26 protein-coding genes and 1 riboswitch are annotated in these 21983 nt (G+C 45.1%); of the genes, 13 read left to right on the top strand and 13 right to left on the bottom strand.

The window, feature by feature from the left end:
* Positions 1–11: 11 nt before the first annotated feature.
* Complete coding sequence (locus KNO65_RS10745) at positions 12–1826, bottom strand: LTA synthase family protein (protein ID WP_214784114.1); 1815 nt, start codon at positions 1824–1826, stop codon at positions 12–14.
* A 177-nt stretch (positions 1827–2003) separates the two neighbouring features.
* Between KNO65_RS10745 and KNO65_RS10740 the strand changes: the two genes are divergently transcribed.
* Positions 2004–2195, top strand: a complete 192-nt coding sequence (locus tag KNO65_RS10740; RefSeq protein ID WP_031421892.1) for a helix-turn-helix transcriptional regulator — start codon at positions 2004–2006, stop codon at positions 2193–2195.
* Positions 2196–2198: 3 nt separating this feature from the next.
* Entirely contained in the window at positions 2199–2663 is a 465-nt protein-coding gene (locus KNO65_RS10735) for a hypothetical protein (protein ID WP_214784112.1), read from the top strand.
* An 855-nt stretch (positions 2664–3518) separates the two neighbouring features.
* Here the strand turns inward: KNO65_RS10735 and KNO65_RS10730 are convergent.
* Genes KNO65_RS10730 through KNO65_RS10710 form a run of 5 tightly spaced genes read right to left on the bottom strand, consistent with a single transcriptional unit; the run spans position 3519 to position 7678 of the window.
* Positions 3519–5072 (bottom strand): hypothetical protein, encoded by a 1554-nt coding sequence (locus tag KNO65_RS10730; protein WP_214784110.1) that lies wholly within the window; start codon positions 5070–5072, stop codon positions 3519–3521.
* A complete protein-coding gene (locus KNO65_RS10725; RefSeq protein ID WP_214784108.1) occupies positions 5065–5778 on the bottom strand; it encodes an ABC transporter ATP-binding protein in 714 nt (237 codons plus the stop codon). The genes KNO65_RS10730 and KNO65_RS10725 overlap by 8 nt, the downstream gene beginning before the upstream one ends.
* A gap of 19 nt (positions 5779–5797) precedes the next feature.
* A complete protein-coding gene (locus KNO65_RS10720; RefSeq protein ID WP_214784106.1) occupies positions 5798–6565 on the bottom strand; it encodes an ABC transporter permease in 768 nt (255 codons plus the stop codon).
* Positions 6562–7452: an ABC transporter ATP-binding protein gene (locus KNO65_RS10715; protein WP_214784104.1), complete on the bottom strand. Its 891-nt coding sequence runs from the start codon at positions 7450–7452 to the stop codon at positions 6562–6564. Before KNO65_RS10715 ends, KNO65_RS10720 begins: the two co-directional genes overlap by 4 nt.
* A complete protein-coding gene (locus KNO65_RS10710) occupies positions 7427–7678 on the bottom strand; it encodes a PLDc N-terminal domain-containing protein (protein ID WP_182091643.1) in 252 nt (83 codons plus the stop codon). Before KNO65_RS10710 ends, KNO65_RS10715 begins: the two co-directional genes overlap by 26 nt.
* Before the next feature lie 212 nt (positions 7679–7890).
* Between KNO65_RS10710 and KNO65_RS10705 the strand changes: the two genes are divergently transcribed.
* Positions 7891–8409: a helix-turn-helix domain-containing protein gene (locus KNO65_RS10705; RefSeq protein ID WP_214784102.1), complete on the top strand. Its 519-nt coding sequence runs from the start codon at positions 7891–7893 to the stop codon at positions 8407–8409.
* A gap of 138 nt (positions 8410–8547) precedes the next feature.
* Here KNO65_RS10705 and KNO65_RS10700 read toward each other — a convergent pair whose 3' ends face one another.
* From KNO65_RS10700 to KNO65_RS10690, 3 genes are all read right to left on the bottom strand, one after another.
* Positions 8548–9276, bottom strand: coding sequence for a MerR family transcriptional regulator (locus tag KNO65_RS10700; RefSeq protein ID WP_214784100.1), 729 nt, complete (start codon positions 9274–9276; stop codon positions 8548–8550).
* Positions 9277–9335: 59 nt separating this feature from the next.
* Entirely contained in the window at positions 9336–10196 is an 861-nt protein-coding gene (locus tag KNO65_RS10695) for an Hsp33 family molecular chaperone HslO (protein ID WP_214784097.1), read from the bottom strand.
* Between the two features lie 113 nt (positions 10197–10309).
* Entirely contained in the window at positions 10310–10996 is a 687-nt protein-coding gene (locus tag KNO65_RS10690) for an IS30 family transposase (RefSeq protein ID WP_214784094.1), read from the bottom strand.
* A 450-nt stretch (positions 10997–11446) separates the two neighbouring features.
* On the opposite strand from KNO65_RS10690, the gene KNO65_RS10685 reads away from it, so the two are divergent.
* A complete protein-coding gene (locus KNO65_RS10685) occupies positions 11447–11923 on the top strand; it encodes a GNAT family N-acetyltransferase (RefSeq protein WP_214784091.1) in 477 nt (158 codons plus the stop codon).
* Here the strand turns inward: KNO65_RS10685 and KNO65_RS10680 are convergent.
* Positions 11918–12181 (bottom strand): hypothetical protein, encoded by a 264-nt coding sequence (locus KNO65_RS10680; protein ID WP_214784088.1) that lies wholly within the window; start codon positions 12179–12181, stop codon positions 11918–11920. The genes KNO65_RS10685 and KNO65_RS10680 overlap by 6 nt on opposite strands.
* A 60-nt stretch (positions 12182–12241) precedes the next feature.
* Positions 12242–12727 (bottom strand): energy coupling factor transporter S component ThiW, encoded by a 486-nt coding sequence (gene thiW, locus KNO65_RS10675; protein WP_047794734.1) that lies wholly within the window; start codon positions 12725–12727, stop codon positions 12242–12244.
* Between the two features lie 66 nt (positions 12728–12793).
* Positions 12794–12892, bottom strand: a riboswitch (TPP riboswitch).
* 39 nt (positions 12893–12931) lie between these two features.
* Here thiW and KNO65_RS10670 point away from each other — a divergent pair.
* The gene (locus KNO65_RS10670) at positions 12932–13891 is read left to right on the top strand and encodes an aminoglycoside phosphotransferase family protein (protein WP_214784085.1); all 960 of its coding nucleotides are present in this window, start codon (positions 12932–12934) and stop codon (positions 13889–13891) included.
* On the opposite strand, the gene KNO65_RS10665 is transcribed toward KNO65_RS10670, so the two are convergent.
* Both KNO65_RS10665 and KNO65_RS10660 read right to left on the bottom strand, forming a co-directional pair.
* Positions 13888–14628 carry a hypothetical protein gene (locus KNO65_RS10665; protein WP_012727618.1) on the bottom strand — a complete coding sequence of 247 codons (741 nt, stop codon included), beginning with the start codon at positions 14626–14628 and terminating at the stop codon, positions 13888–13890. The two genes, KNO65_RS10670 and KNO65_RS10665, sit on opposite strands and share 4 nt — an antisense overlap.
* 73 nt (positions 14629–14701) lie before the next feature.
* The gene (locus KNO65_RS10660) at positions 14702–15394 is read right to left on the bottom strand and encodes a hypothetical protein (RefSeq protein ID WP_031421902.1); all 693 of its coding nucleotides are present in this window, start codon (positions 15392–15394) and stop codon (positions 14702–14704) included.
* Between the two features lie 93 nt (positions 15395–15487).
* Between KNO65_RS10660 and KNO65_RS10655 the strand changes: the two genes are divergently transcribed.
* The 8 genes from KNO65_RS10655 to KNO65_RS10620 all read left to right on the top strand — a co-directional run bounded on the left by KNO65_RS10655 (position 15488) and on the right by KNO65_RS10620 (position 21909).
* Positions 15488–16408, top strand: a complete 921-nt coding sequence (locus tag KNO65_RS10655) for an AAA family ATPase (protein WP_214784082.1) — start codon at positions 15488–15490, stop codon at positions 16406–16408.
* A gap of 2 nt (positions 16409–16410) precedes the next feature.
* Positions 16411–17463: a DUF58 domain-containing protein gene (locus tag KNO65_RS10650; protein ID WP_214784078.1), complete on the top strand. Its 1053-nt coding sequence runs from the start codon at positions 16411–16413 to the stop codon at positions 17461–17463.
* Between the two features lie 62 nt (positions 17464–17525).
* Positions 17526–18065, top strand: coding sequence for a DUF402 domain-containing protein (locus tag KNO65_RS10645; protein ID WP_214784075.1), 540 nt, complete (start codon positions 17526–17528; stop codon positions 18063–18065).
* Between the two features lie 49 nt (positions 18066–18114).
* The gene (locus KNO65_RS10640) at positions 18115–19245 is read left to right on the top strand and encodes a tetratricopeptide repeat protein (protein ID WP_214784072.1); all 1131 of its coding nucleotides are present in this window, start codon (positions 18115–18117) and stop codon (positions 19243–19245) included.
* Positions 19246–19256: 11 nt separating this feature from the next.
* Positions 19257–19688, top strand: a complete 432-nt coding sequence (locus KNO65_RS10635) for a GNAT family N-acetyltransferase (RefSeq protein WP_214774034.1) — start codon at positions 19257–19259, stop codon at positions 19686–19688.
* Between the two features lie 131 nt (positions 19689–19819).
* Positions 19820–20263 (top strand): MarR family winged helix-turn-helix transcriptional regulator, encoded by a 444-nt coding sequence (locus tag KNO65_RS10630; protein WP_031421914.1) that lies wholly within the window; start codon positions 19820–19822, stop codon positions 20261–20263.
* Positions 20264–20290: 27 nt separating this feature from the next.
* Positions 20291–21283 (top strand): ring-cleaving dioxygenase, encoded by a 993-nt coding sequence (locus tag KNO65_RS10625; protein ID WP_041917956.1) that lies wholly within the window; start codon positions 20291–20293, stop codon positions 21281–21283.
* Entirely contained in the window at positions 21280–21909 is a 630-nt protein-coding gene (locus KNO65_RS10620; protein ID WP_483297368.1) for an NADPH-dependent FMN reductase, read from the top strand. The genes KNO65_RS10625 and KNO65_RS10620 overlap by 4 nt, the downstream gene beginning before the upstream one ends.
* Positions 21910–21983: the final 74 nt, after the last annotated feature.

Here is a 21983-nt window from a genome sequence, read left to right as displayed (position 1 = left end):
CGGGAGTTTTTTCATGGACTCATTTGCGAGAGGGCATCTTTCTCGATGATGGTATCCGAGAGCCGGAGTTGAATGGCCGCACGGTCGATGTAAGGGGCGCATCGATCGAATGCGACTTGTTCTTCCGTCTCAATGGAATAGCATGTGCCGTTACCAGCACGTTCGGTCAAGTCTGGTTCATAGTAATGATCTTCATATCGGAAAGCGCCCGTCCGAAAGACGGTTAGATTTGACGTATCATTCAATAAGGAGTCGCCAAGCATATATGCTGGAGAGATTCCAAGTAAATCGAGAATCGTCGGGGCGATATCGATTTGTCCACCACTCGCCTCCATGACTTCTCCTGTCGTCGGTCCAGGTGGTTTGATGAAGAGAGGGACAGCACGGTCAAGTTGAAACGCGTCAACCGTCGAGTTCACTTCTTCGAGGGTAGCCATCTCTTCTCCTGGTGCCGTCAGACCGCTATCGTGGTCACCATACATGACGAGAAGCGTCTCATCCCAGAAACCATCTTGTTTCAATCGTTCGATGAACTGACCGACAGCGGCATCGACGAAATGAATGGTATGGTAATAGTTTTCGAGAAGGGGATCGTCGATATCAGATAGATCCAACCGCTTCTCGTCTTCCGGAATGTCATACGGTGTATGACTCGTTAAAGCGACTAAAAATGCGTAAAATGGTTCATCCAACTCTTCCATAAATCCGACCGACGTATTTAAGAATTCTTGGTCGTTGAGTGCCATCCCGATGATGCCTTGATCGGGGTAGTCTTTGTCGCTAAAGAAATGATTGAACCCGATATTGTCATAAAAGTCATCGCGATTCCAAAAGTCTTTTCGGAACGAATGCATGGCTGCCGTATCGTAGCCCGCCTTATTCAAGGATTGAGAGAGCGCGCTGAATTGATTTCCCGGGAAACGCGTGTAGACGGAACCAGATTTGACAGGATAAAGTGACGTGTTGACGATGAACTCTGCATCAGACGTTCGCCCTTCATGCGTTTGATGATACACGTTCGGGAAGTAAAGCATGTCACGTCGCAGTCGGTTCAAATTCGGGGTCAGTTCCTGTCCATCAATCTGTTGATCGATGACGGATGTTTGGAATGATTCGAGTTGTAAAACGATAACGTTCGTATCTGGACTTGGGGCACTTAATTCTTGATAAGAGAGTGCTTGAATTTGAGAACGCTCTTCGTCTGTCAGGGCTTCGTTCCATCCCATAGCACGTTCGACGCCTCGGGCGACATCCATCGCGTGATAGCCCCAAAATCCAAGATGATAGTATTCACGCATATTCGATATGGGGTCGTCCGCGATCCACTTTTCTCCACGCTGATAACTGAGGGTGAGCGGGATTGTGAAGAGAAGAAATCCGAGTGTGAAGCCAGCGAGCGCCAATCGTCTTCCGTTTCGTTTCCCTTCACGGACAGGATGACGTTTCATATAACGCAAAATCAAACCGTAGATGATGAGGTCGATGAAGAAGAACGCATCGATTGGGCGGATGAGCGTCAAGAAGCCACCCCCGACATCTCCCATCTGCCCGATGTCGGACAGTAAGGCGACGGATAATAAGTCTTCAAAATAGCGATAATACCAGACGTCCGAGACGAGCAGAGTACTATGCAAGAACAGAGAAACGTATAAAATCCATCGGCGGATCGGATAAGACACGGCGAGTGCCCAACTCGTCAGGAGCAAAATCGTCGCCAAATTGATGAGGAAAAACGAGAAGTCGAACGCCGTCGCGGTCAACCAGCTAAAAAAGAAGAGCTTTGCCAGAGAGAGTGACAAGTAGCTCCAATAATCGAGATATTTCATTAGTGATCTCCTAACTCAAGATGTAGTTACTGTATCCTTTCCTTTCTTATGAACAGAGAAAACGTAGAAAGTGTGATGGAGATTCATTCGTAATCAAAAATATGTAATATATATATTGCGTTAATGGAATATATATATTATATTTTAGGTATTGCGCAACTAAATTAGGAGACAGACATGGGAAATAGAGTAAAAGAACATCGAGTAGAAAAGAATCTTACTCAAACCGATTTGGCAGAGGCAATCGGTGTGACTAGACAGACAATCGGTTTGATCGAATCGAATAAATATAATCCCTCTTTGAAACTCTGTATTGCCATTGCGAGGGTTCTGGGCGTCACTTTAAATGATTTATTCTGGGAGGAGTAAAAGATGAAAGAATCATGGGTCACAATGTTTTTACCAAATGACGAATATAAAGAAAGGCAGTTATTGTACTTTATAGCAGAGGCTTTCGTTTTGTTCATTGGCTTTTTGGGAGTAGCCGTTCTATTGAATAGATTTTTAGGTATATTCAGCACTGAGTTTTCATATATTCTATTGGGTGTTATAGCAATTCTAAGTCTCTATGTATGGATTCGCTATATTCTCTCAGGTATGGAGTATGCAAACGTTGTTGAGAAATCTGAATATAAAATCGAACTAAAGAAAACAATTGTTTCCACATCGAAGTTTGCTGTTTTGTTTGCTGGGGTAGGAACTGTTTTAAAAGTAACGAAGATAGTGGAGTATAGTTGGATGGATTTGATAGGAATTTCAACCTGCGCATATGTATTGCTTCTAGTTTTTCAACTTTCTTCATTTAGATTGTCTTTAAAAAAGAATCGAGAACTTTAAAGCATGAAATAATTTAACTATGTACATTTAACTTTTCATACATTCAACGGCTTGCATAAATGAAGTAGTAAAGAACTAGATTCGTTAGTTTGTAAAATCTAGTTCTTTAGGTGTTAATATTATTTAAGTTTACATATTAATAATTTTAAATCTTTTACAGACTGGCTCATCACCATAACTCGTGGTTGCGCTGCAATCCCTTAATCAGATTATCGAGTTGTTCATGGGTCAGAATCAAAAATCAGCGACTTATGGAACAGCAGCCAGCGAATCCCGTAGACCATACTAAATTGCTTACGGACATTAAAACGAACTGAAAAAGAGCCAGGAACGTGGAGAATAACTACGGGCTCTTGTCCAGCAGCTGCAAAGTGATCTGGATGAATTGAAAAAGTCCCGGCAAAATCCAAGATAAAGTTTTGGGGCATAGACGAGGATGTGAATGTGAATGTAACTTACTTACACTTAAGTTACATTCAGAATTCCTATTCTAGAGAAGTTACAAGCATCACCATAGAAAATGAATTTACAAGAAAAAAGGATACATTCAAAGACCTGCGCCATAAGGTTTTAAAGTACGGATTTCAGAAGGATATAGGTTTACATATCATCAGGTTATCGGAAGCTGGACATATAGAAGGGAGATATTCAGAAAACCACTGAATATCTCCCTTCTATAATTATAAGTACTTACAATGAGGTTACCTACTGCCCAAACAGTCCGAGTAAAGGGAAGAAACAAGAATACCAAGTACATCTCCCAAAAGCCACATTAAGAGAGAAGGGACTCCGAAGGTTCTGGTGCCAATTGCTTCAAAGATAGTGTTTAATTCATACTTGGCAGAGCTAATTGCTTTATTCCATAAGTAACGAGCTTTCCTTTAGCTTGTAAATTAAAACTACAATTATACAAACATTGACCAATAAGAGAAGTTGGAATGTGAATTTGAAATCTAGTAGAATCAAAATCGCCGTGATTGAGATAAGAAATGAACTGATAATAGCGGTGATTATAGTGGATTTACCCTGCTTGATTACTTCCATCTCACTGGACCAGTTGTAATTAGGGAATTTTAAATTGACAAAGAAGCCTAACATGCTATTAAGCAGTAAACTAGTGAATGTAAAAGAAATGAAGAGCAGTGAATCCAATAGCGATGAACTGAAATTTTGAGTATAGACCAAAATAGCACAAGCTAATCCTGGTACAAAAAGCAGCACGTTTAATGCCATCTTGGCTTTTGCAAGTTCCATCAAAGAGAGCGGAGACGTCAACAAAATCCAGATGCTTTGGCCTTCAAAAGATAGGCTTGAAGACGTGGTTGTGGTCAAAAGAATACATACAGTCGTAAATAGAATGAAAATATACTTGCTTGACATCGTGATGAAGGACAGTTCCAAGGTGTAGTCATACAAAAGAGAGGAAATATTGAACAAATAAGCCAGGCTGCCCATTAGTAATAGCGCAGATGTAAGCACTGTATTGCTGACATAGGTGATAGATGATAGATATAGTTTCAGCTCTTTCGAGAATAGATTTTTAAATAAACTATTGGAAGAAAACGTGCTGGAATCACGTGCTTTTCTTTTTGACGAAGTAGAGTAGCTTGCAGCTAAGAAAGCATGCCTTTTAGTAAATAGGTATCCGGTTATGAAAACAAGAACGAGGGTTATTGTTAGTAAGCTCACCGAGTTAAAGAATCCGAATTCTGGTGTAGAGTTGCTAATGATGCCGAACAAGTAGAGTGGGGAACTAATAGAAAAAATATCTTTGTAATCCAATGAAGAAGTGCTGTACGTGATATACAAAAGAGGTGAAAGGAATAAAAAGATTGTAAGCAAAGCTTCGATTACATTACTATGGATGGTTAAAAAATTTAGAAGAATTTTTACTGTTAATGAAATGATGAACGTTGTTGTGATAACTAGTAGAGGAAGTATCACCACAAGAAGAAGACTGGATAATAGTACGAACCAGAAGTCGGGAATAATGAACATATGCAACAAGATGCCAACAAAAATGGCAGTTGCAGCAATAAGTAAATAAAGGATCAGGAGTTTGATTACATTAAAGAGCTTGGCTTGCCACAATGGAATGGGCAGGCTGAAAATAAATTCAGTATCTGACGAAACAATCATTTTCTTAATGCCGCTTAAGATGGTCCAGAATCCCAGGGTCCAAAACAAAATGGACGAAAGAATCGGAAAAAACAACGTAGATTCTTCGTTGCTGTACAAATCAAAAGCGATATAGACAATATAGCCGATGGCCATGACAACAGCCGCACAATAGCCTGCCAACGTAAGAAAAGCGTGCTTTCGGTCGTCCTGGTTAGTGGATAATCCCAATCTGGAAAATTGAAAATCATTTGCTAAGATATACTTTTGCAATTGGATGAGCTTACTCATGTGCTGTGATGCTCCTGAATTTTTCATCTAAGCTACTTTCGGACAATAGATTGATCATCGTATCATTGACGACCACTTCGCCGTTGTGGATCATGACCACTTTGTTGCAGAGCTTTTCCGCTACTTCTAAAACGTGGGTCGAATACAACACAATGGATCCTTCAGCAGCCCGTTTTTTCATTTCTTCCTGTAAAAAATAAGTGGCGTTCGGATCCAGTCCGACAAAGGGTTCATCCAATATGATCAGCTTTGGATTGTGCATCAGAATGGAAATAAGCACGAGTCTTTGTTTCATGCCATGCGAATAGGTAGAAATCAACTCATGGATAGCACTGCCGAAATTGAGCTTTTTCAGCAAGGTGTTTAATTGCTCGTTTATCGTCGCATTATCAATCTGATAGATGCTTCCGATTAGTTCAAGGTACGAATACCCCGTCATATTCCTGTAGAGCACAGGAGTGTCGGGTGAGTAACCGACCATCTGTTTAAATTCTCGTGGTTTTTTTTCTATGCTCACGCCATCAAATTCAATAGCGCCTTGATCAAAACTGTGAATGCCCACGATGGATTTGATGGCAGTTGTTTTTCCAGCTCCGTTCATGCCGATGAAGGCGCAAATATCGCCTTCCGTCAAATCTAAAGTTAAGTTCCTAATGCCTTTTTCAGATCCTTTGTATAACTTGGTTAGGTTGTTTATTGATAACATTTAGACGATTCTCCTTCAATTAAAACTTTTTCAGATTCCTACTGGCCCATGCAAGGTTCAGTAAAATAAATGCCAAACAGGTTGCGATACTGAAGTAATTCAAGTCCCGGACCGACAGCAACTGGTTCTCCGCCAGGTTTAAGATACCGCCTGGTGACAGCTGGAACAAGAAATGGTTGAACCCCTTGATCAGAATAAAGAAAATAGAAACGGCGATTGTTGTGACAGCGATAAGGATGGGGCTCTTAACAAAGGTGCTGATCAAGATGGTCAGACTCACCACGAAGAGGATCCATAAACTGTACAACAGCAGAAACAGTCCAAAGCTTGAAAAAGAGAAAGAACCGAATAAGAAAATGGTGTAACCATAGGAAACGGCTGCTCCAATGGAGATGCTGAACATGCTGACTGCCCAATGGCCCGCCAGCTTCGACAATAGGTAGGAGCGCAGGGAGACGGGGCGGGTCAATATGAAATCTTGCATGCCGCTGTTGCGGTCGGCTGCAATCAGCCCCATGAAACTAATAATTAAGATGATGAGTCCGATTTGATTGAATTGGCCGGAAATGGTCGACAAAAGAACTTCGGCAGAACTTGGTACCGGCTGGTTCGGATCGATGGTGATGCCGTCGGCACCGCCAACGTTTTCGAGGATAACGTCCATGTATTTAGTGATTAGCGGTTGGGTAAGGCCCAAGATCACGAAAAACAGCGTTAACCAGATGAACTTAAATTCTTTTGCGGCTTCTACTAGTTCAGTGCGCGTTAATGTATAAAAGTTTGTCATGTGTCCGATACCATCTCCAGGAAAATTTCTTCTATCCCTCTTTCATAAAACGCAATGGACGTAATATCCATTTCTTTTGCAGCGAAATCGTTTACGACTTTCTTTAAATCCAATTCCTCAGCTCCCGTTAAAAGAAAGGTGTTTGGTGATAACCATTCAACGTGTTCGAACTCAGAACTTTTCAATGCTTCACTTGTTTGCGGGACATTCCCCGTCTTAACTAGAATTTGTTTGCGGTATGATTTCTGAAGTACATCGTTTATGTTTCCGACAATCATTCCATTTTTAATGATAATGTACCGGTCGCAAAATTCGCTGGCGTCGTCCAATATATGCGTCGAAATGATGATGGTCGTGTGCTTCTTTAAGCGAGCGATCAACTTTTTTACTTCATTTCTGCCAATCGGATCCAACGCTGAAACCGGTTCATCCAAAATCAGCAACAACGGTTGGTGCAAAATGGCCTGGGCAATCCCGAGCCGCTGTTTCATGCCGCCGGATAATTGTTCCACTTTGTAGTTTTCCTTATCCTTAAGCCCAACTTCTTCTAAAACCGCTGAAATATTCCCCTTTAAAAATGTCTTGTCCAAGCCCGACAATTTTCCGAAGAAAAAGAGCGATTCCTCACAGGTCATCCAAGGTTTGAAGTCCGTATGTTGGGACAAATAGCCAATATTTTTCTTATGTTGCACGATAGGGTTGGAATTGAACGTAATGTCCCCTTGTTCATGCTGCAGAATGCCGGTCATACATTTGAGAAGCGTCGTTTTACCTGCCCCATTAGGTCCCAATAAGCCAACACATTCACCATCTGCAACCGAGAAGGTGACATCGCTCAAAATCTTTCTTTTTTTTATGGTCTTATGAAGTTTCTCGACTGTAATCATTTCGGATCATTCTCCTTCCAATCACTAAATAAAATATCGGCCCGAGCAATTGGAGCAATAGAATGGTGACCAGCCAAATATATGGTGAGCCAATGAGCTCTTTTCTTTTGAACCAATCATAGAGCGCAACTCCAATCAATAATAAGTTGAATAAAATAATTGGCAAGGCGAAAGGGAGAATCTGTGCCCAATCAATTTCCAGTAGAGCAGTCATATCTGTATTCATCTGAATCACTCCTTCAATTATCATTATCAATAATGATAATTGAAAAGTCAACCATATTATTGTATTTTAGATACAGACTCAAAATACATTTAGGAGTAATCTCATTTTTTATTGTAAGAAAATTCTGATATAAATGGTGACAAGAAGTTGGTAATCCCGAAGAAAGACTATATAACAGCTCACTAATCATAAATAAAAGGGGATCGAAATAGATGGAATTTGATTTATTTAAAAACCAGGTCAGGTTTAAAATCGCTTTGGAATTAATAGATGTCGATGAAGGATACTCGATTATGCAACTGAATAAACTATTGAAAGAAGTATCGCAAGCGACATTGTACAGACATGTGAACTCAATGGTGGAAGACAATCTATTGAAAGTCGTTGGCATAAATCGAATTGGAAAAGTTGAAGAAAAGCTGTATGCCCTGAATACCCAAGCCTATAAGATCAGCGAAGAAGATTGGCAGTCTGCCACTTACGGCGATAAAATAAAATTTGTAACTTATTTTTTTATGTATATTCTTCAGAACTATAAAGACTATCATGACAACAGAGTTACAGAAGATATTCAGGATCAAGCGACATTTTCTTTAGTGAAAATGAACTTAACAGACGATTCATTCGAAGATTTTCAGTCGGAGTTAACTACATTAATGGAAAAATACTATAATAGAAAAGAAGATGAAGACGGAACAGATCGTACGATTTCCATGGTGATTATTCCGTAATTTCTCTTCTTAGAAGAGAAGTTATTCTTTAAAACTTTGTTTACATGTGATGACGTTATCGGGAGTTCTTTAAAAACAAATATAAGAAAGGAAGAGGGAAGCCAATTTGTCAGCTTTTCCTCTTCCTTTCTTATAAAATCACTTATGATTCAATGCTTGATTGATAAATTGGTATAGCTCGCCATCTATTTCATATTGCAGTTCGTTCCCTGGGTTTTCGGCGTGGAAATGTTCGGCTTGCTTGCGGAAAGTCCTATCGTCTTCGGAAAAGGCCTTCACGATGTCATTCCATTTTTTCGCTAAACCTTGTACTTTTTCATCGGAAGGAGAAGCGCCTTTTTCTTTTTCCAAACGAATTTCCTTGATAAGACCGTTAAATTCTTGCTCTGCCTGCTTTAAAAGTTGTTTGTCGGCATTTTCATATCGCCTTTCCATGGTAGCCAATTGCTGCTTCGAAAAGTATTTTTCCTTATTCATTTTCAGCGCCTCCATTAATTTAGTAAGTTCTGAAATCGAGAGGGTCCGATTGCTGCGTGCAGCCCATAACGCATTTTCCAACTCGGCTACTAGTTTTTGCTGAACCTCTATCTCTTTTTTGACGCGAGAAATTTGGGTCTGCAAAATCTCCGCAACGGTTTGTTCCTCCGGATTAGACAACAGAAGTTGTATTTCTTCTAATGACATTCCCATCTGCTTTAAGGACAAAATTGGCTGAAGACGTACCAAATCTGCTTTCGTGTAAAGCCGATGCCCTGACTCCGTATACTGAGAAGGTGAAAATAAACAGATTTGATCGTAATATCGTAAAGTTCGAATCGTTAAACCTGCCAATTCTGCAACTTCTCCGACTTTCCAATGTTCCTTCATCCTCTTAGCCTCCATTTAACAACATTTCTATTCACCAACTAAAAACGAGAAATTCGAAGTTAGAAGAGTTGCTGCATCTCCTTTTGCTCAAACGTGTAGGTTTTCCCACAAATATGGCAAAAAGCTTCAATGTCTTCATTTCGTTCCATGCTCCGTTTGATATCCTCTTCACTCAAGGAATAAAGTATGCCATAGAACATTTCTTTACTGCACCCGCAGAAAAATTGACTGGAGCTATGGCCGATAATTTTTGCATCCCCAAACAACTGGATTAACGCTTCTTCGCTGTCACTCGCTTCTTTAGCGTTTAGTTTACTGAAAATATTCGGATTGGCTTTTACAATCATTTTCACTTCTGAAAGCAGGTGTGGTGGTGCACTGGGAAGAAGTTGTGCATACAGTGCATGACTGGAAAGAAGGGAAGCTTCATTATCCAACTGAATGTCGGAATAAAGGTAGGTCGGTGTCTGATCACTCTTCACAAAATAGTTGGCAATATCATCCGTGATATGTTGATTTGGCATATCGGTAATGCTGGTGAATTGATTCATCTCAGAACCTTTTATGACACGGATCATCCCAGAAGGTCCAATCAAATCTTGCATCGACTTTTCTTCTATATTAGAAGTTCTCAAAAGTTCCTCGTTCAAGTATCCTCTGACATTTCCGTTCGCTTCGGCTTCCGCAAAAATCTTATGGTGAGGGTTGCTCAACGTTACCTGGATGCTCATGCGCTGGTTTCCTTTGAGCGTACCAGAGAGTATGCTCATTGCTGATATCGTTTTGCCTAACAGCAGTTTAAGCGGTTTAGGAAGTTCCTGGTTTAAGGCATAGATATCGCGAAGTAGCTGGGTATTATCAATAAAATATAGACGAATCTGTTCTTCATTAATTAATGCCTTAACAATGGCATTTTGCACAACGATTCCCCCTTTGCAAAAGTAAGCTAGTTTTACTATAAAACATTACCCTACGTAAGGTTCAAGGGGGAAATGAAATTTTCACGATAATTGTTTTTAGTTAAGACGGTTTGTCAAATTAAGCGCAACACTTCCTCGGTGAAGGCCTCGTGTGCGGTTTTCCAGTTCAGACATTTTCTCGGCCGCCCGTTGATTTTGGCGAGTGCGTCCGCGAGTTCGTCGTGCGCCACCTGCGCGAAGTCCGTTCCTTTCGGGAAGAACTCGCGGAGGAGCCCGTTGGCGTTCTCGTTGCTCCCCCGTTGCCACGATGAATACGGGTCGGCGAAATACATCGGCACGCCGAGCGACGCCTGGATGCGTTCGTGACCGCTGAACTCCTTGCCACGGTCCGTCGTCGCCGTCTCGAACGTGCCGTCCGGGAAGGCGCCGTGCACCGCATGGATCGCCCGCTCCATCGAGGCCGCGGTGCGGTCCGCGATCGGCAGGGCGAGATAGAACCGGCTCTTCCGCTCGATGAACGTCGCGACGCACGCCTTCGACTTCCCTCGTCCGGAGACGACGGTGTCGAGCTCCCAGTGGCCGAACGTCCGTCGCCCCCTGACCTCTGGCGGCCGTTGCGAGATGGAGAGTCCGATGTTGATGCGCCCGCGCGTCTCGGTCGGCTTTTGACGTTTCCCTTTCTGACGGAGCACGGTCAGGGGCACGTCGATCCGTCTCACGATGGACCGGATGGACATCCCGAGCTCCAGATACGTCTCTATTTTCATGCGTTCCGTTGTGGTAAGATGAATATAGCTCATAGCGATTCCTCAGTCTGAATGTGTGTTGTGGTGACTTCATTCTACACGAGGAAAGCGTCATGGGCTTTTTTTGTGTTCACTTTTGGGTGTTGCACTTAATTTTATAATTCATCATTGAAATAAACATGGGCTTGTCCAGACGCATCCTTAAATGTTGTAGATTGCGTTGAAGTAGTTTGAATCAATCCGAGTTGAGTTGAGCCATCGGGCAGACAGATTCCGATGCCCCCTTCCCAGCGCCCGATTTCTTGGGCATGAAAATAAGTTGTATACCAGTTCAGAGACTATTCTACATCTGATACGGGAATGAAGATACTTCCGATTCGGAACATAAGATCCCATCCTTTTCTATTGTTAGTGTAGCGAATACAAGCCTTCGAAGATACGGGAGAAGAAACTTTTTACGGGAGAAATCGTATGGAAGAAAGAGAAAATCAATGAGGTGAATGTATGAAAGTAAACGAAATCACGATTCAACCGGTTGATGCAGTCAATCGAGAGGCGGTCATCGCTCTGACAGTGGACGAGAACCAAGCACGATTCATCGAGACGAATGCCGAATCCCTTCAAGAGATGGCTGAGGATACGAAATACAATTGGCAGAGCTTTGCATTTTATGAAGGTGAGCGACCGGTTGGCTTCATGATGATCGGAGCAGAAAACCAGACAGAACGTTACGTGTGGCTCGACCGCTTCATGATTGGTCAACATGAACAGGGGAAAGGCGTTGGAACGAAGTGCCTACGCATGGCAGTGGAATTCATCCAGACACAATACGACGTGGATGATATCATCCTCAGCCTCCATCAAGAAAATGAAGCCGCGAAACGATTTTATGCGAAGAACGGCTTTGTCGACAGCGGCTTAATTGATGAATGGAATGGTGAAGCGATTTGGGTCTATCATACAAAAAACCGACCGTCATGAGTCGGTCGGATTCTCGGATGGACTTGTTTTATGCGTGACATTCATAGCTGCCAAAAAGAAGGGGATAGCGGCAAAGAGAAACAAGGTAACGAACCAGTTTTGGAGAAATGGATCGACAAACGTCGGTTTTTCCAACCAGCTCCCGGTTGAGATTTCGGCGTACCAACGTATGTAGAGTGCGATGCGTTCGAGCGTATATAAGAGTCCGGACAAAAACAGCAAAATACCACCCGCTACAAGTTGATTGAAACGAGACATAAAACCCCTCCTCTATAGATGTTGTCTATAGTTTACCATTTTCATCCAAAAAGGGAGCTTTTATTTGAGTACGCTCGGTCGCAACTGTTTGACACGCGACAAGACGAGCCAACCGAGAAGCGCGCCCGTCAAACTAGAGGCAAGGAACGCCGGGACAAAGAAAAATGCACCGAACGTCGAACCCATCAACAGTTTTGCGTACGGGACGGCAATCAACGAAGCGATAACCCCAGTCCCGATGATTTCTCCGAGAGCGGCCGCATAGACGCGGTTCGTGCGAACGAAGAAAATGCCGGCAAGAAACGCGCCAATCATGCCACCAGGGAATGCGAGCAGTGATCCTGTACCGGTCATGACGCGAATGAGTCCGGTGACGAAAGCAACGAGAACGGCTCCGATTGGACCGACGGTGACTGCGGCAATCACGTTCACCATATGTTGAATGGGATAAGCGCGGGCGACACCTGTGGGAATCGAGATGAACATCGAACCGACGACGGCGATGGCAACGAGCATTGCCATCCAAGTGAGTTGTTGAATACGCATGAATAGTCTCCTTTCAAAATAAAAACGCCACGTTTCCAGACGGAAAAATGGCGTGGACATACAGAGACGTATCCCAAGCCACTTCCCTACGCTGGTATGAGCCAGATCAGGTTCAAAGGGTCCGGCAAATGCCATCTCAGCCCGAAGGCTCCCCTAGTGGTCGTTTATTGATTTGAGTATAGCATAAATTGGAAGGGGACGAATATGGAACAACTATCTGTTTTCTGGGAAAACACTGATCTCAAGCATGAGTTTGATCAGTGGATTGATGAATATATTTCGAATGAGACGTGGCATCTAGAAAAAGATACGGATTTGACGTATCTGGTTCATGGCAATGGCGTCTATGCTAAAGCGGTCACTTCAATCAGTCAGAGTGAAGGAATGTTGTCACAATATCTTGCTCATATGTTGCCTAGGCTCGTGCCAGACGTAGTCGCTGTGCATCCGGTTCATCCATGGTTCATCTTGCGAAAAGTTTCCGGTCACCCGTTACGTGATGTACCTGATCAGGAACAGTATGAGGTTGCGCTACGAGAGTATGCCAAATTACAGCAACGAATGAGTGGTGAGACGGAGCAACTTTTAAAAATGGGGGTTCCAGACCGTCGTCCGTCTATGCTCAGGGAGGAAATCGAATCGACGTTCGTTGAGATGAGTCTAAATCTGGAGCGGGTGCAGCGGGAAGAAGTGTTGGCACTAAAACCTGAACTTCTGTCGATGTGTGAAGAACTAGAAAGTGGTATACCGATGAGTCTCGACCACGGCGATTTGCATGGAGGGAATATTTTCTGGGAGCCTGAAAGCAATCAACCGGTGATTCTCGATTGGGGAGATGCGACAATCACACATCCATTCTTTAGCATGCGTGTCTTTTGGAACATCTTGTTCGATTTATTGCCGGAAGAGGACGATACATTATGGATAGAGAAAATCCATGAGTTACGAAAGGTTTATTTGAAAGAATGGAGACACGTCGCGCCAACAGAAATACTCGAGCGTCATATGAAGATTGCGGAGGAATTGGGATGCGTGTATCGGGCCATCTCATGGCACACCTACGTCACAGCACATCGTCGGGACAAAAAAGATTCCAGCGACAAACCGGCACAATGGCTCAAGTTGTTGCTGGAATATCGTAAGTTACAACGTGACACGCATTAACTTTCATTCTTGGCTAACAGGTCCACATAGTCCTTCTCGTTCCAAAAGAGCGGTGAGATGGATTCGGGGCCTTTTAAAATTTCTCCGTCCTGATCATATACGATGGCATACCCGCTCTCGACATCGAATACGAACAAGTCGGCAGTGACTTCGGTTACACCGTTCCCGGCAATGATCACGTCATCGATTGGCTCCCGTGCCAGTTCGACGCCCGCTTCATCGAGTTCGACGAGGAGGGCTGACGTGTAGGCATGGCGGTCATAGACCGTTTGGAATTCATCCTGCGTGAGGACGACATCGGTAGGTGGGGCACTTGTACCGAATTTCCGATTTTCAATCTCTTCGACGTATTGAAGGAAGGATTCCTCTTGCCAAAATAGCGGAGCGACCGACTCAGAACCATTGATCACCGTTCCGTCCTGACTATCGAAAATGGTAGCATACGTCCCGTCATCGAGCTTGAATGGGTAAATATCCGCATACGTATGCTCGAGGCCGTTGCCTGCGATGATGACCCGTTCGAATGTCTCCCGAAACGGTTTGATTCCTTGTTGTTCAAGGGCAGTAAGGAGCGGTTTCGTTTGTTCGTATTGGTCATAGACGTCTTTAAAGTCCTCACGCGTCCATTCGGTGATGGGTTCATCGGGTGATTCGATTGGGGTTGGATTGTCTGCCACCGTATCTGTACAACCCGTGAGTAAAAGTGCACTTAATCCGAATATCGCCCATCGTCTCATGTTTCCATCCCCTTAACTGACATTTTCCACCATTTTATCATTCATGATGAAAAAGCAGAACCTGTGCACATTCTCACTCGGGGTGAGGACGTGTCGCGTAGGTATCGAGTGTTCTCTTGAAGTGAAGTGTATCTTCTTCAGAAATCGTCACACCTGAAGAGGTGCCGTAGCGAACCGCATGATAAACGGACGGGTTCATCGGTAAATCGATGCGTTGGAACCACTCTTGCAATGTCTCATGAGCACGCAATCGCTTGACTGGTACGAGAGATTGGTTGAATGTGATCAGTGCATCGCGAATCGGGACGTTCGTGAACGCTGTGAGCGTCGAAACAGACGAGGCGTTCTTGTGTTGTAGCGATTCTACAAGCGGGTCTATGCTTGAATCATCATCATCTCGTGCGTTCGTCAAATGCCGTTTTCGTTTTCGATAGACATAGAAACTGAAGCAACAGAATGCGATCAAAGCGACGAATAGTCCGAGATTTCGTCGTGTTGATTCTCCAGATCCCGTGATTCTCTCAAAAAAGTGATGTTTTCCTTTTTGAGGATCCAATTCAAACGGGTAATCTGCTTTGGATTCACCAATTAAAATTCCATCATCCTCATCCGATAGGAGATCAGTTGGAAGACTATGACTTTCCTCGACCGGTATCGTTTCCGGGTTATAGAGCCACTCGAATACACTCGTCGCAATCACCATTATCGTAAAGGTGCCGAGGAGTGTGGCGACAATCATGAGAAGAAACTTGTTCGTCCAGCGCAAGAGGGTACCTCCTTTTGAATTTTCAGACTATTTGTTGTTTATCTTACCATAAAAAGGTAAAGTTTGATTAAGACAAAAAATGGAGGTCGTCATATGGGCATGGAGCAGGTCATCAAACAGTTGAACGAAGTGTATTTAGGAAAAGAGGATGTCGTACGCCTCTGTTGTACGGCGTTACTCGCGGAAGGACATATTCTATTAGAAGATGTGCCAGGCACGGGAAAAACGTTACTTGCCAAAACAATTGCGGCTAGCTTCGACGGGGTGTTTTCCCGGATTCAATTCACGGCCGACTTGTTACCGTCTGATGTGATCGGAGCAGACTATTTCAACATGCAGACGCAGACGTTCGATCATCGCCAAGGACCAATCTTTGCGAACATCGTCTTGATTGATGAAATCAACCGAGCGGTTCCACGAACGCAGTCCGCCTTGCTTGAGGCGATGGAAGAACGACAAGTTTCCATCGGGGGAGAGACATATCCGATGCCGAAACCATTTTTCGTCATCGCGACGCAAAACCCGATTGAATCAGCGGGGACGTTCCCCTTACCGGATGCCCAACTCGATCGCTTCTTGATTTCGATTCCAGTCGGTTATCCTGATTTTTCGGAAGAGAGAGAACTCCTCTTACAAGTGATGCGCCAAACGAGGAAAACCGTAGAGGCGGTTGCGACGTTAGACGAGTTACGCCGTGCTCAGGAGGAAGTGAAGCAAGTATCGATTCAAGATGATGTCCTCGATTACTTACTCGGGCTCGTTCACGCGACCCGGGAACATGCATCCGTCGAGGTCGGTGTCAGTCCACGTGGAGCCATCGCGCTCATGCGAGCGTCTCAAAGTTATGCCTATCTGAACGATCGATTGTACGTCATTCCGGAAGATGTGAAAGCCGTGGCACCTTATGTCTTGTCCCATCGTTTGACGTTGACGCTTGAAGGAGGCATCAAATCGACGAAACAGGACATTATCCGTTACATCTTAGACACCGTCTCTGTGCCGGTAGAGGGCTGAAGATGACCTTCTCGACACATAACGCCCTACAGAAACAATGGATTCCGGTTTATGGATTCGCTGGGGTGATTCTCGTATTCGTCCCGTACATGGAGATTGTCGGATATGCGCTTTGTTTACTTGCGGGCATCGTTTGGTTCTTTGAACGGACACGGAAACAGTTGGAACAAGCTCTTCGGCTTCACGTACATAGCCATGAATCCCTTCTCTTTGTCGGGGATGAGACGGAGGTACAACTGATTTTAGATGGAAGTGAAGTCGTCGAACGACTCGGGCTTCCGGTTCGTGTTCGGCTGAAATCCAATACAGCGCTCAGTTTTCCAGCCCACGACCGGTCCCCGAATAGTTTGGATTTGACATTACGGACAGATCAGGCTCGTCAGATGCTTCACATTCAAGCCGAATTCCGAGGTCCTGCCTACATCGAAGAATGCATACTTGCTGTGACGCTCCCGTTTCATCTCGGGACGTACTTACTCGAGTGTCCCATCGAGAGGCGGTGGACGGTATTACCGTCCCTTACGTTACACCCACCGGTCGGCACGAAACGTTTAGCGCTTGGTGACCGGCCTTTGACCGCATCGCCACTTCGGAATCCACTGCAGGTTCTGGGGTCAAAGCCTTATGAAGGGGAACCGGTAAAAGAGATTGACTGGGTCGCGACGGCAAAACTTGGACGAGTCCAGTCGAAAGTCTTTCAAAAGACATCGCTCGATACGTTCACGTTCGCAGTCGATTTGAGTGGGCCGTCCGGCTACACGTTACATCACGACTTCGAGTCGATCATCAGCCAAGTCGCATATGTGACGACCCGACTCTTAAAAGAAGAGTGTAAAGTCGAGCTGTTCATCAACCGCTTCAACGGGGAAGGGAAGATGGAACATATCTCTCTTCAAGAGGGAGAGCGAGGTTCACGCCTCATCCTCTTGATGCTGGCCGACCTCCATCCCGGGAACCGTTTCATCTCGACAGACGCGTTCGTCCGTATGGTCGAGCGGAAACGCTTGAAGCAAAGTCATCTCGTCTGGTTCAATCAGCATAACCTGTATGACTAACAAGGAACTTTCCTTCTTCTGGCGAACTGTATCATACAGAGATGACCAAAGGGGAGATCCATATGGCAAAACGAAAGTATGCGAATCGACGAGACTGGGAACGGATTTTAAAGAACCGCTACGCGCAAATTCGTGTTCAGACGGAACAATTTTCAGGCGTCGTCGCCTTATTCCAAATCGATGAGGTTCGGGCACCATTATATAAAAAGCATAAAGGGGAAGAATTCATCGTGGCGGATGCCGGGTTTGCTTGGCTCCAATATTTCCCGGACAATGAACCGTTCGGTGTGACAGCGATGATCAATCCGGAAGGCGAAATCGTGCAGTGGTATATCGACCTCGTTGACCGAATCGGCGAAGAAGAGGGTATCCCTTATATGGATGACTTGTTGCTCGATATTCTCGTGTTTCCAAATGGGGATATCGTCAAAAAGGATGAGGATGAGTTCGAAGAGGCGGCCGAAAGCGGTGAGCTGACGCCTGAACAAGTCGAACGTGGATGGCGTGAATTCGAAGCGACGCTCGAACGGATCGAACGTGGAGACTTCATCTACTTTGATTTGGCGAAAGGACATTACGAACAGTTAAAACAAAAGCTATGAGCGAATTCACTCTCTCTGCTACAGTAAGAGCGTAGGAGGGGGAGTTTTTATGAAAAAAATTGAAATCAAGACGTGGGCACGACGTAAGCACTTCGAGTTTTTCAAAGCGTTTGATGCGCCACATTTCAACGTGACGGCAAACGTAGATGTCACGAACCTATATACATATGCCAAGGAGAGCAACCAATCGTTCTTCAAACTCTTTTTATACGGTGCGGTGAGAGCGGCGAACGCGATTCCGGAATTGCGCTATCGTATCCGTGGTGAAGAGGTCGTCGAACACGAGGTGGTCCACCCTTCGTTCACGGTCATGTTAGACGAGGATGTCTTCAACTTTTGTGCGGCGATGTTTTATCAAGATTTACCGACATTCTTACAAGAAGTGACGACGCGGATGGAGCGAGCTGCCGATGAAGTCGTGGTCGGGGATGACGAGCCCGACGACTTACTGTATATCACGAGTGTTCCGTGGGTCACGTTCACGAGTATCATGCACCCGACGCATCAGCAACAACATGACAGCGTGCCGCGCATCGCCTGGGGCAAGTTCGAACGTCAAGGCGAGCGTCTGGTTATGCCGTTATCCGTCCAAGCCCATCATGCACTCGTCGATGGGGTACATATCGGTAAGTATTATGAAACGTTACAAGCATGGTTAAATCAAGAATTTGCACAGGAGGGGACCGACGTGACAGAAGAGAATGAGTTTGATCGAGCCGTTCGTCTCCGTGAGGAGGGACAACTTGAGCAGGCGAAGCAACTGTTCTTGTCGCTCTTGGGGAAAGATGAAAAGAATCCGAGGCTACATGCGTACTGTGCGTGGTGCTATGACTCGCTCGGTGAAGAACGTCAAGCGGTCCCGCATTATGAACGGGCCATCCGACTCGGGTTGACGGGGGAAGAGTTGGCGGAATCATATCTCGGACTCGGCAGTACGTATCGGGCACTCGGACGATACACGGAAGCGGAACAGTTATTTGAAGAGGCAATCGAGCAATTCCCGAATCACGGGGCGCTCAAGGTATTTCAAGCGATGACCCATTACAACGTCGGTCGCCATGAAGAAGCGACGGGAACATTACTTGAGCTGCTTGCAAGTCCGAAAGCGGACGAAAGCATCGCGCGGTACCGCCGTGCCATCGCATTTTATGCAAGAAACTTAAATGAGACATATGACTAAAGGAGAATGACATGATTTCATTACGCCCGATCGATGCACAAAATTGGTATACATGCTGTCAATTGGCATTAAGTGACCAACAACAGTCGTATATGGAGCCGAATGCGATTTCGTTACTTCAAGCGATGTACGAACCGACGCTACGCCCGCGCGCAATTTATGAGGACGAGACGATGGTCGGTTTCCTCATGTACAATACAGAGCTTGAAGAGTTGGATGCATGGTGGATTTACCGAATCATGATCGACCATGCTCATCAAGGCAAAGGGATTGGTCGACAGGCGACAGAGCTGATGCTTGAAGAAATCGGCGAGGGGAAACCGATTGTCGTCGGCTATCACCCCGAGAACGAGGCAGCGCATCACTTATATGAAAGCCTAGGATTCGTTGATGAGGGCCATCGATTCGGTCGTGAAATGGCTGTAATTCGGCGAGGGGAATGAGACGGGAACAACCCGTCTCATTTTTTTGAATCAAATCGATTGACGGGAAAATCTTCGCATGATATATTTATCTCGAATTAAAGATATTTAAATTTAAGTTAATGGCTCTCTTGGACAAAGGAGGGAGACAGATGGAACCATCTGATGCATTAAAAACAATTACTGTGCTGTTACGTGCCTCTCAGTCGTTACAAGACCTGGTGAAGCAGGAAGTGGCGTCTTACGGATTGAACGCGACCGAGTTCGCCGTACTCGAGTTTTTATATCATAAAGGAGATCAACCGATTCAAGTCATCGGGAAGAAAATTCTCCTCTCGAGCGGAAGTATGACGTACGTCGTGGACCGGTTAGAAGAAAAAGGGTATCTCATTCGTAAGGCTTGTCCGAGCGATCGTCGCATCACATACGCGGCGCTGACGGATGACGGAGAGCGCTTGATGCAAGATATTTTCCCTAAGCATACGGAGCATATGAACGCCGTGTTTGAAGGGATGCAATTAAACGAAACGATTGAACAGTTGAAACAAATAGGAAAGCGGGCAGAAGCCGCAAAAAATTTTAATCATGTATCTTGAAATCAAGATATAAAAGGAGAGAGAATGATGAATCATGTTAAAGGAATTCACCACGTCACAGCAATCACGAGTAGTGCCGAAAAAAACTACGATTTCTTCACTCACGTGTTAGGCATGCGTTTGGTGAAAAAAACGGTCAACCAGGACGACATTCAAACGTATCACTTATTCTTTGCGGACGATAAAGGAAACGCAGGGACAGACATGACCTTCTTCGACTTCCCAGGTATCCCGAAAGGTAAGCACGGAACAAATGAGATCGCGAAGACGTCGTTCCGCGTACCAACAGATGAAGCGTTGACGTATTGGGTCCGTCGATTCGACCGTCTCGGTGTCGAGCACGAAGGGATTCAAGAACAGTTCGGGAAGAAGACGCTCTCGTTCATCGACTTTGATGAGCAGGCGTATCAACTCATCTCGGATGAGTTCAACGAAGGCATCGCGTCGGGCGAGCCGTGGAAGAACGGTCCAATCCCGCTTGAATACGCGATCACGGGACTCGGTCCAATCTTTATTCGCATCGCCGATATCACATATTTCAAACAAGTGATGGAGCAAGTGATGCTGTTTAAAGAGATCGGGCGAGAAGGTGATGTGTATCTCTTTGAAGGAGGTGAAGGTGGAAACGGAGCGCAAGTGATCGTCATTCACGACGAGACATCTCCACAAGCGCGTCAAGGGTTCGGTACCGTGCACCATGTCGCATTCCGTGTCGAAGACCGTAGCGTCCTCGATGAATGGACAGCACGTCTCCAACAGTTCGGTTTGCCGACTTCTGGCTACGTCGATCGCTTCTTCTTTGAATCATCCTATGCACGTGTCGCGCCGCAAATCTTGTTCGAATGGGCGACAGATGGACCTGGATTCATGGGAGACGAGCCGTACGAGACGGTCGGTGAGAAGTTGTCACTCCCGCCGTTCCTCGAAGCGAAACGTTCGCAAATCGAGGCGATGGTACGACCGATCGATACGGTCAGAAGCACGAAAACATTTGAGAAAGAATATGAGGGCATGAAATGAGTTTCTTGAATCGCTTGTTTGGAAAATCAGATGCATCACAACATAACCAAGGAGGAACTACTATGTTAAACATCGGAATCGTACTCGGATCAACTCGTGAAGGTCGCGTCAGTCCACAAGTCGGGGAATGGGTGAAAGAACTCGCCAACAAACGTGGTGATGCCAACTATGAAGTCATCGACATCGCAGACTATAATTTGCCACTTCTCGGTGAAGCGGGTCAAGACGCATCTGGCGCAGCGGCCTGGTCGGAGAAAGTTGCGCAAATGGACGGATTCATCTTCATCGTCCAAGAATATAACCATTCCATCTCAGCATCTCTTAAAAACGCACTCGACTACTTACGCGTCGAATGGAACAACAAAGCAGCCGGAATCGTCTCATACGGTTCTGTTGGTGGAGCGCGGGCAACAGAACATTTACGGGGCATTTTGAGTGAATTGTCAATCGCTCACGTACGTGTCCATCCTGCACTTTCACTCTTCACAGACTTCGAGAACGGCACGCATTTCGCTCCGAAAGACGTTCAAGCACAATCGGTCAACGATATGCTCGACCAACTCCTTCCATGGACGGAAGCGATGCAATCGGTCCGTACGAAAGCCGGAGAAGTTGCAAACAATTAACAAATCGCGAAGCCAGCCTGAATTTAGGCTGGTTTTTGTGCGTTTTCAGAACAGGTCGTGTAAAGTTGGAAGGG

This window comes from Exiguobacterium sp. S3 (assembly GCF_018617295.1).
Taxonomy (GTDB): domain Bacteria; phylum Bacillota; class Bacilli; order Exiguobacteriales; family Exiguobacteriaceae; genus Exiguobacterium; species Exiguobacterium profundum.
The sequence above is the reverse complement of the archived record's forward strand: the minus strand, read 5'-3'. Positions and strand labels throughout refer to the sequence as shown.

Coding starts and splice junctions, on each gene's coding strand:
- KNO65_RS10735 (WP_214784112.1), top strand. CDS start 2,199: ATGAAAGAATCATGGGTCACAATGTTTTTACCAAATGACGAATATAAA.
- thiW (WP_047794734.1), bottom strand. CDS start 12,727: ATGCGTATTCAACAACTCACTTGGATGGCAATGCTCGTTGCCATCGCC.
- KNO65_RS10715 (WP_214784104.1), bottom strand. CDS start 7,452: ATGATTACAGTCGAGAAACTTCATAAGACCATAAAAAAAAGAAAGATT.
- KNO65_RS10705 (WP_214784102.1), top strand. CDS start 7,891: ATGGAATTTGATTTATTTAAAAACCAGGTCAGGTTTAAAATCGCTTTG.
- KNO65_RS10655 (WP_214784082.1), top strand. CDS start 15,488: ATGGGCATGGAGCAGGTCATCAAACAGTTGAACGAAGTGTATTTAGGA.
- KNO65_RS10690 (WP_214784094.1), bottom strand. CDS start 10,996: ATGAGCTATATTCATCTTACCACAACGGAACGCATGAAAATAGAGACG.
- KNO65_RS10665 (WP_012727618.1), bottom strand. CDS start 14,628: ATGAGACGATGGGCGATATTCGGATTAAGTGCACTTTTACTCACGGGT.
- KNO65_RS10745 (WP_214784114.1), bottom strand. CDS start 1,826: ATGAAATATCTCGATTATTGGAGCTACTTGTCACTCTCTCTGGCAAAG.
- KNO65_RS10730 (WP_214784110.1), bottom strand. CDS start 5,072: ATGAGTAAGCTCATCCAATTGCAAAAGTATATCTTAGCAAATGATTTT.
- KNO65_RS10670 (WP_214784085.1), top strand. CDS start 12,932: ATGGAACAACTATCTGTTTTCTGGGAAAACACTGATCTCAAGCATGAG.
- KNO65_RS10635 (WP_214774034.1), top strand. CDS start 19,257: ATGATTTCATTACGCCCGATCGATGCACAAAATTGGTATACATGCTGT.
- KNO65_RS10645 (WP_214784075.1), top strand. CDS start 17,526: ATGGCAAAACGAAAGTATGCGAATCGACGAGACTGGGAACGGATTTTA.
- KNO65_RS10710 (WP_182091643.1), bottom strand. CDS start 7,678: ATGAATACAGATATGACTGCTCTACTGGAAATTGATTGGGCACAGATT.
- KNO65_RS10620 (WP_483297368.1), top strand. CDS start 21,280: ATGAGTTTCTTGAATCGCTTGTTTGGAAAATCAGATGCATCACAACAT.
- KNO65_RS10685 (WP_214784091.1), top strand. CDS start 11,447: ATGAAAGTAAACGAAATCACGATTCAACCGGTTGATGCAGTCAATCGA.
- KNO65_RS10650 (WP_214784078.1), top strand. CDS start 16,411: ATGACCTTCTCGACACATAACGCCCTACAGAAACAATGGATTCCGGTT.
- KNO65_RS10630 (WP_031421914.1), top strand. CDS start 19,820: ATGGAACCATCTGATGCATTAAAAACAATTACTGTGCTGTTACGTGCC.
- KNO65_RS10725 (WP_214784108.1), bottom strand. CDS start 5,778: ATGTTATCAATAAACAACCTAACCAAGTTATACAAAGGATCTGAAAAA.
- KNO65_RS10740 (WP_031421892.1), top strand. CDS start 2,004: ATGGGAAATAGAGTAAAAGAACATCGAGTAGAAAAGAATCTTACTCAA.
- KNO65_RS10700 (WP_214784100.1), bottom strand. CDS start 9,276: ATGAAGGAACATTGGAAAGTCGGAGAAGTTGCAGAATTGGCAGGTTTA.
- KNO65_RS10680 (WP_214784088.1), bottom strand. CDS start 12,181: ATGTCTCGTTTCAATCAACTTGTAGCGGGTGGTATTTTGCTGTTTTTG.
- KNO65_RS10720 (WP_214784106.1), bottom strand. CDS start 6,565: ATGACAAACTTTTATACATTAACGCGCACTGAACTAGTAGAAGCCGCA.
- KNO65_RS10640 (WP_214784072.1), top strand. CDS start 18,115: ATGAAAAAAATTGAAATCAAGACGTGGGCACGACGTAAGCACTTCGAG.
- KNO65_RS10625 (WP_041917956.1), top strand. CDS start 20,291: ATGAATCATGTTAAAGGAATTCACCACGTCACAGCAATCACGAGTAGT.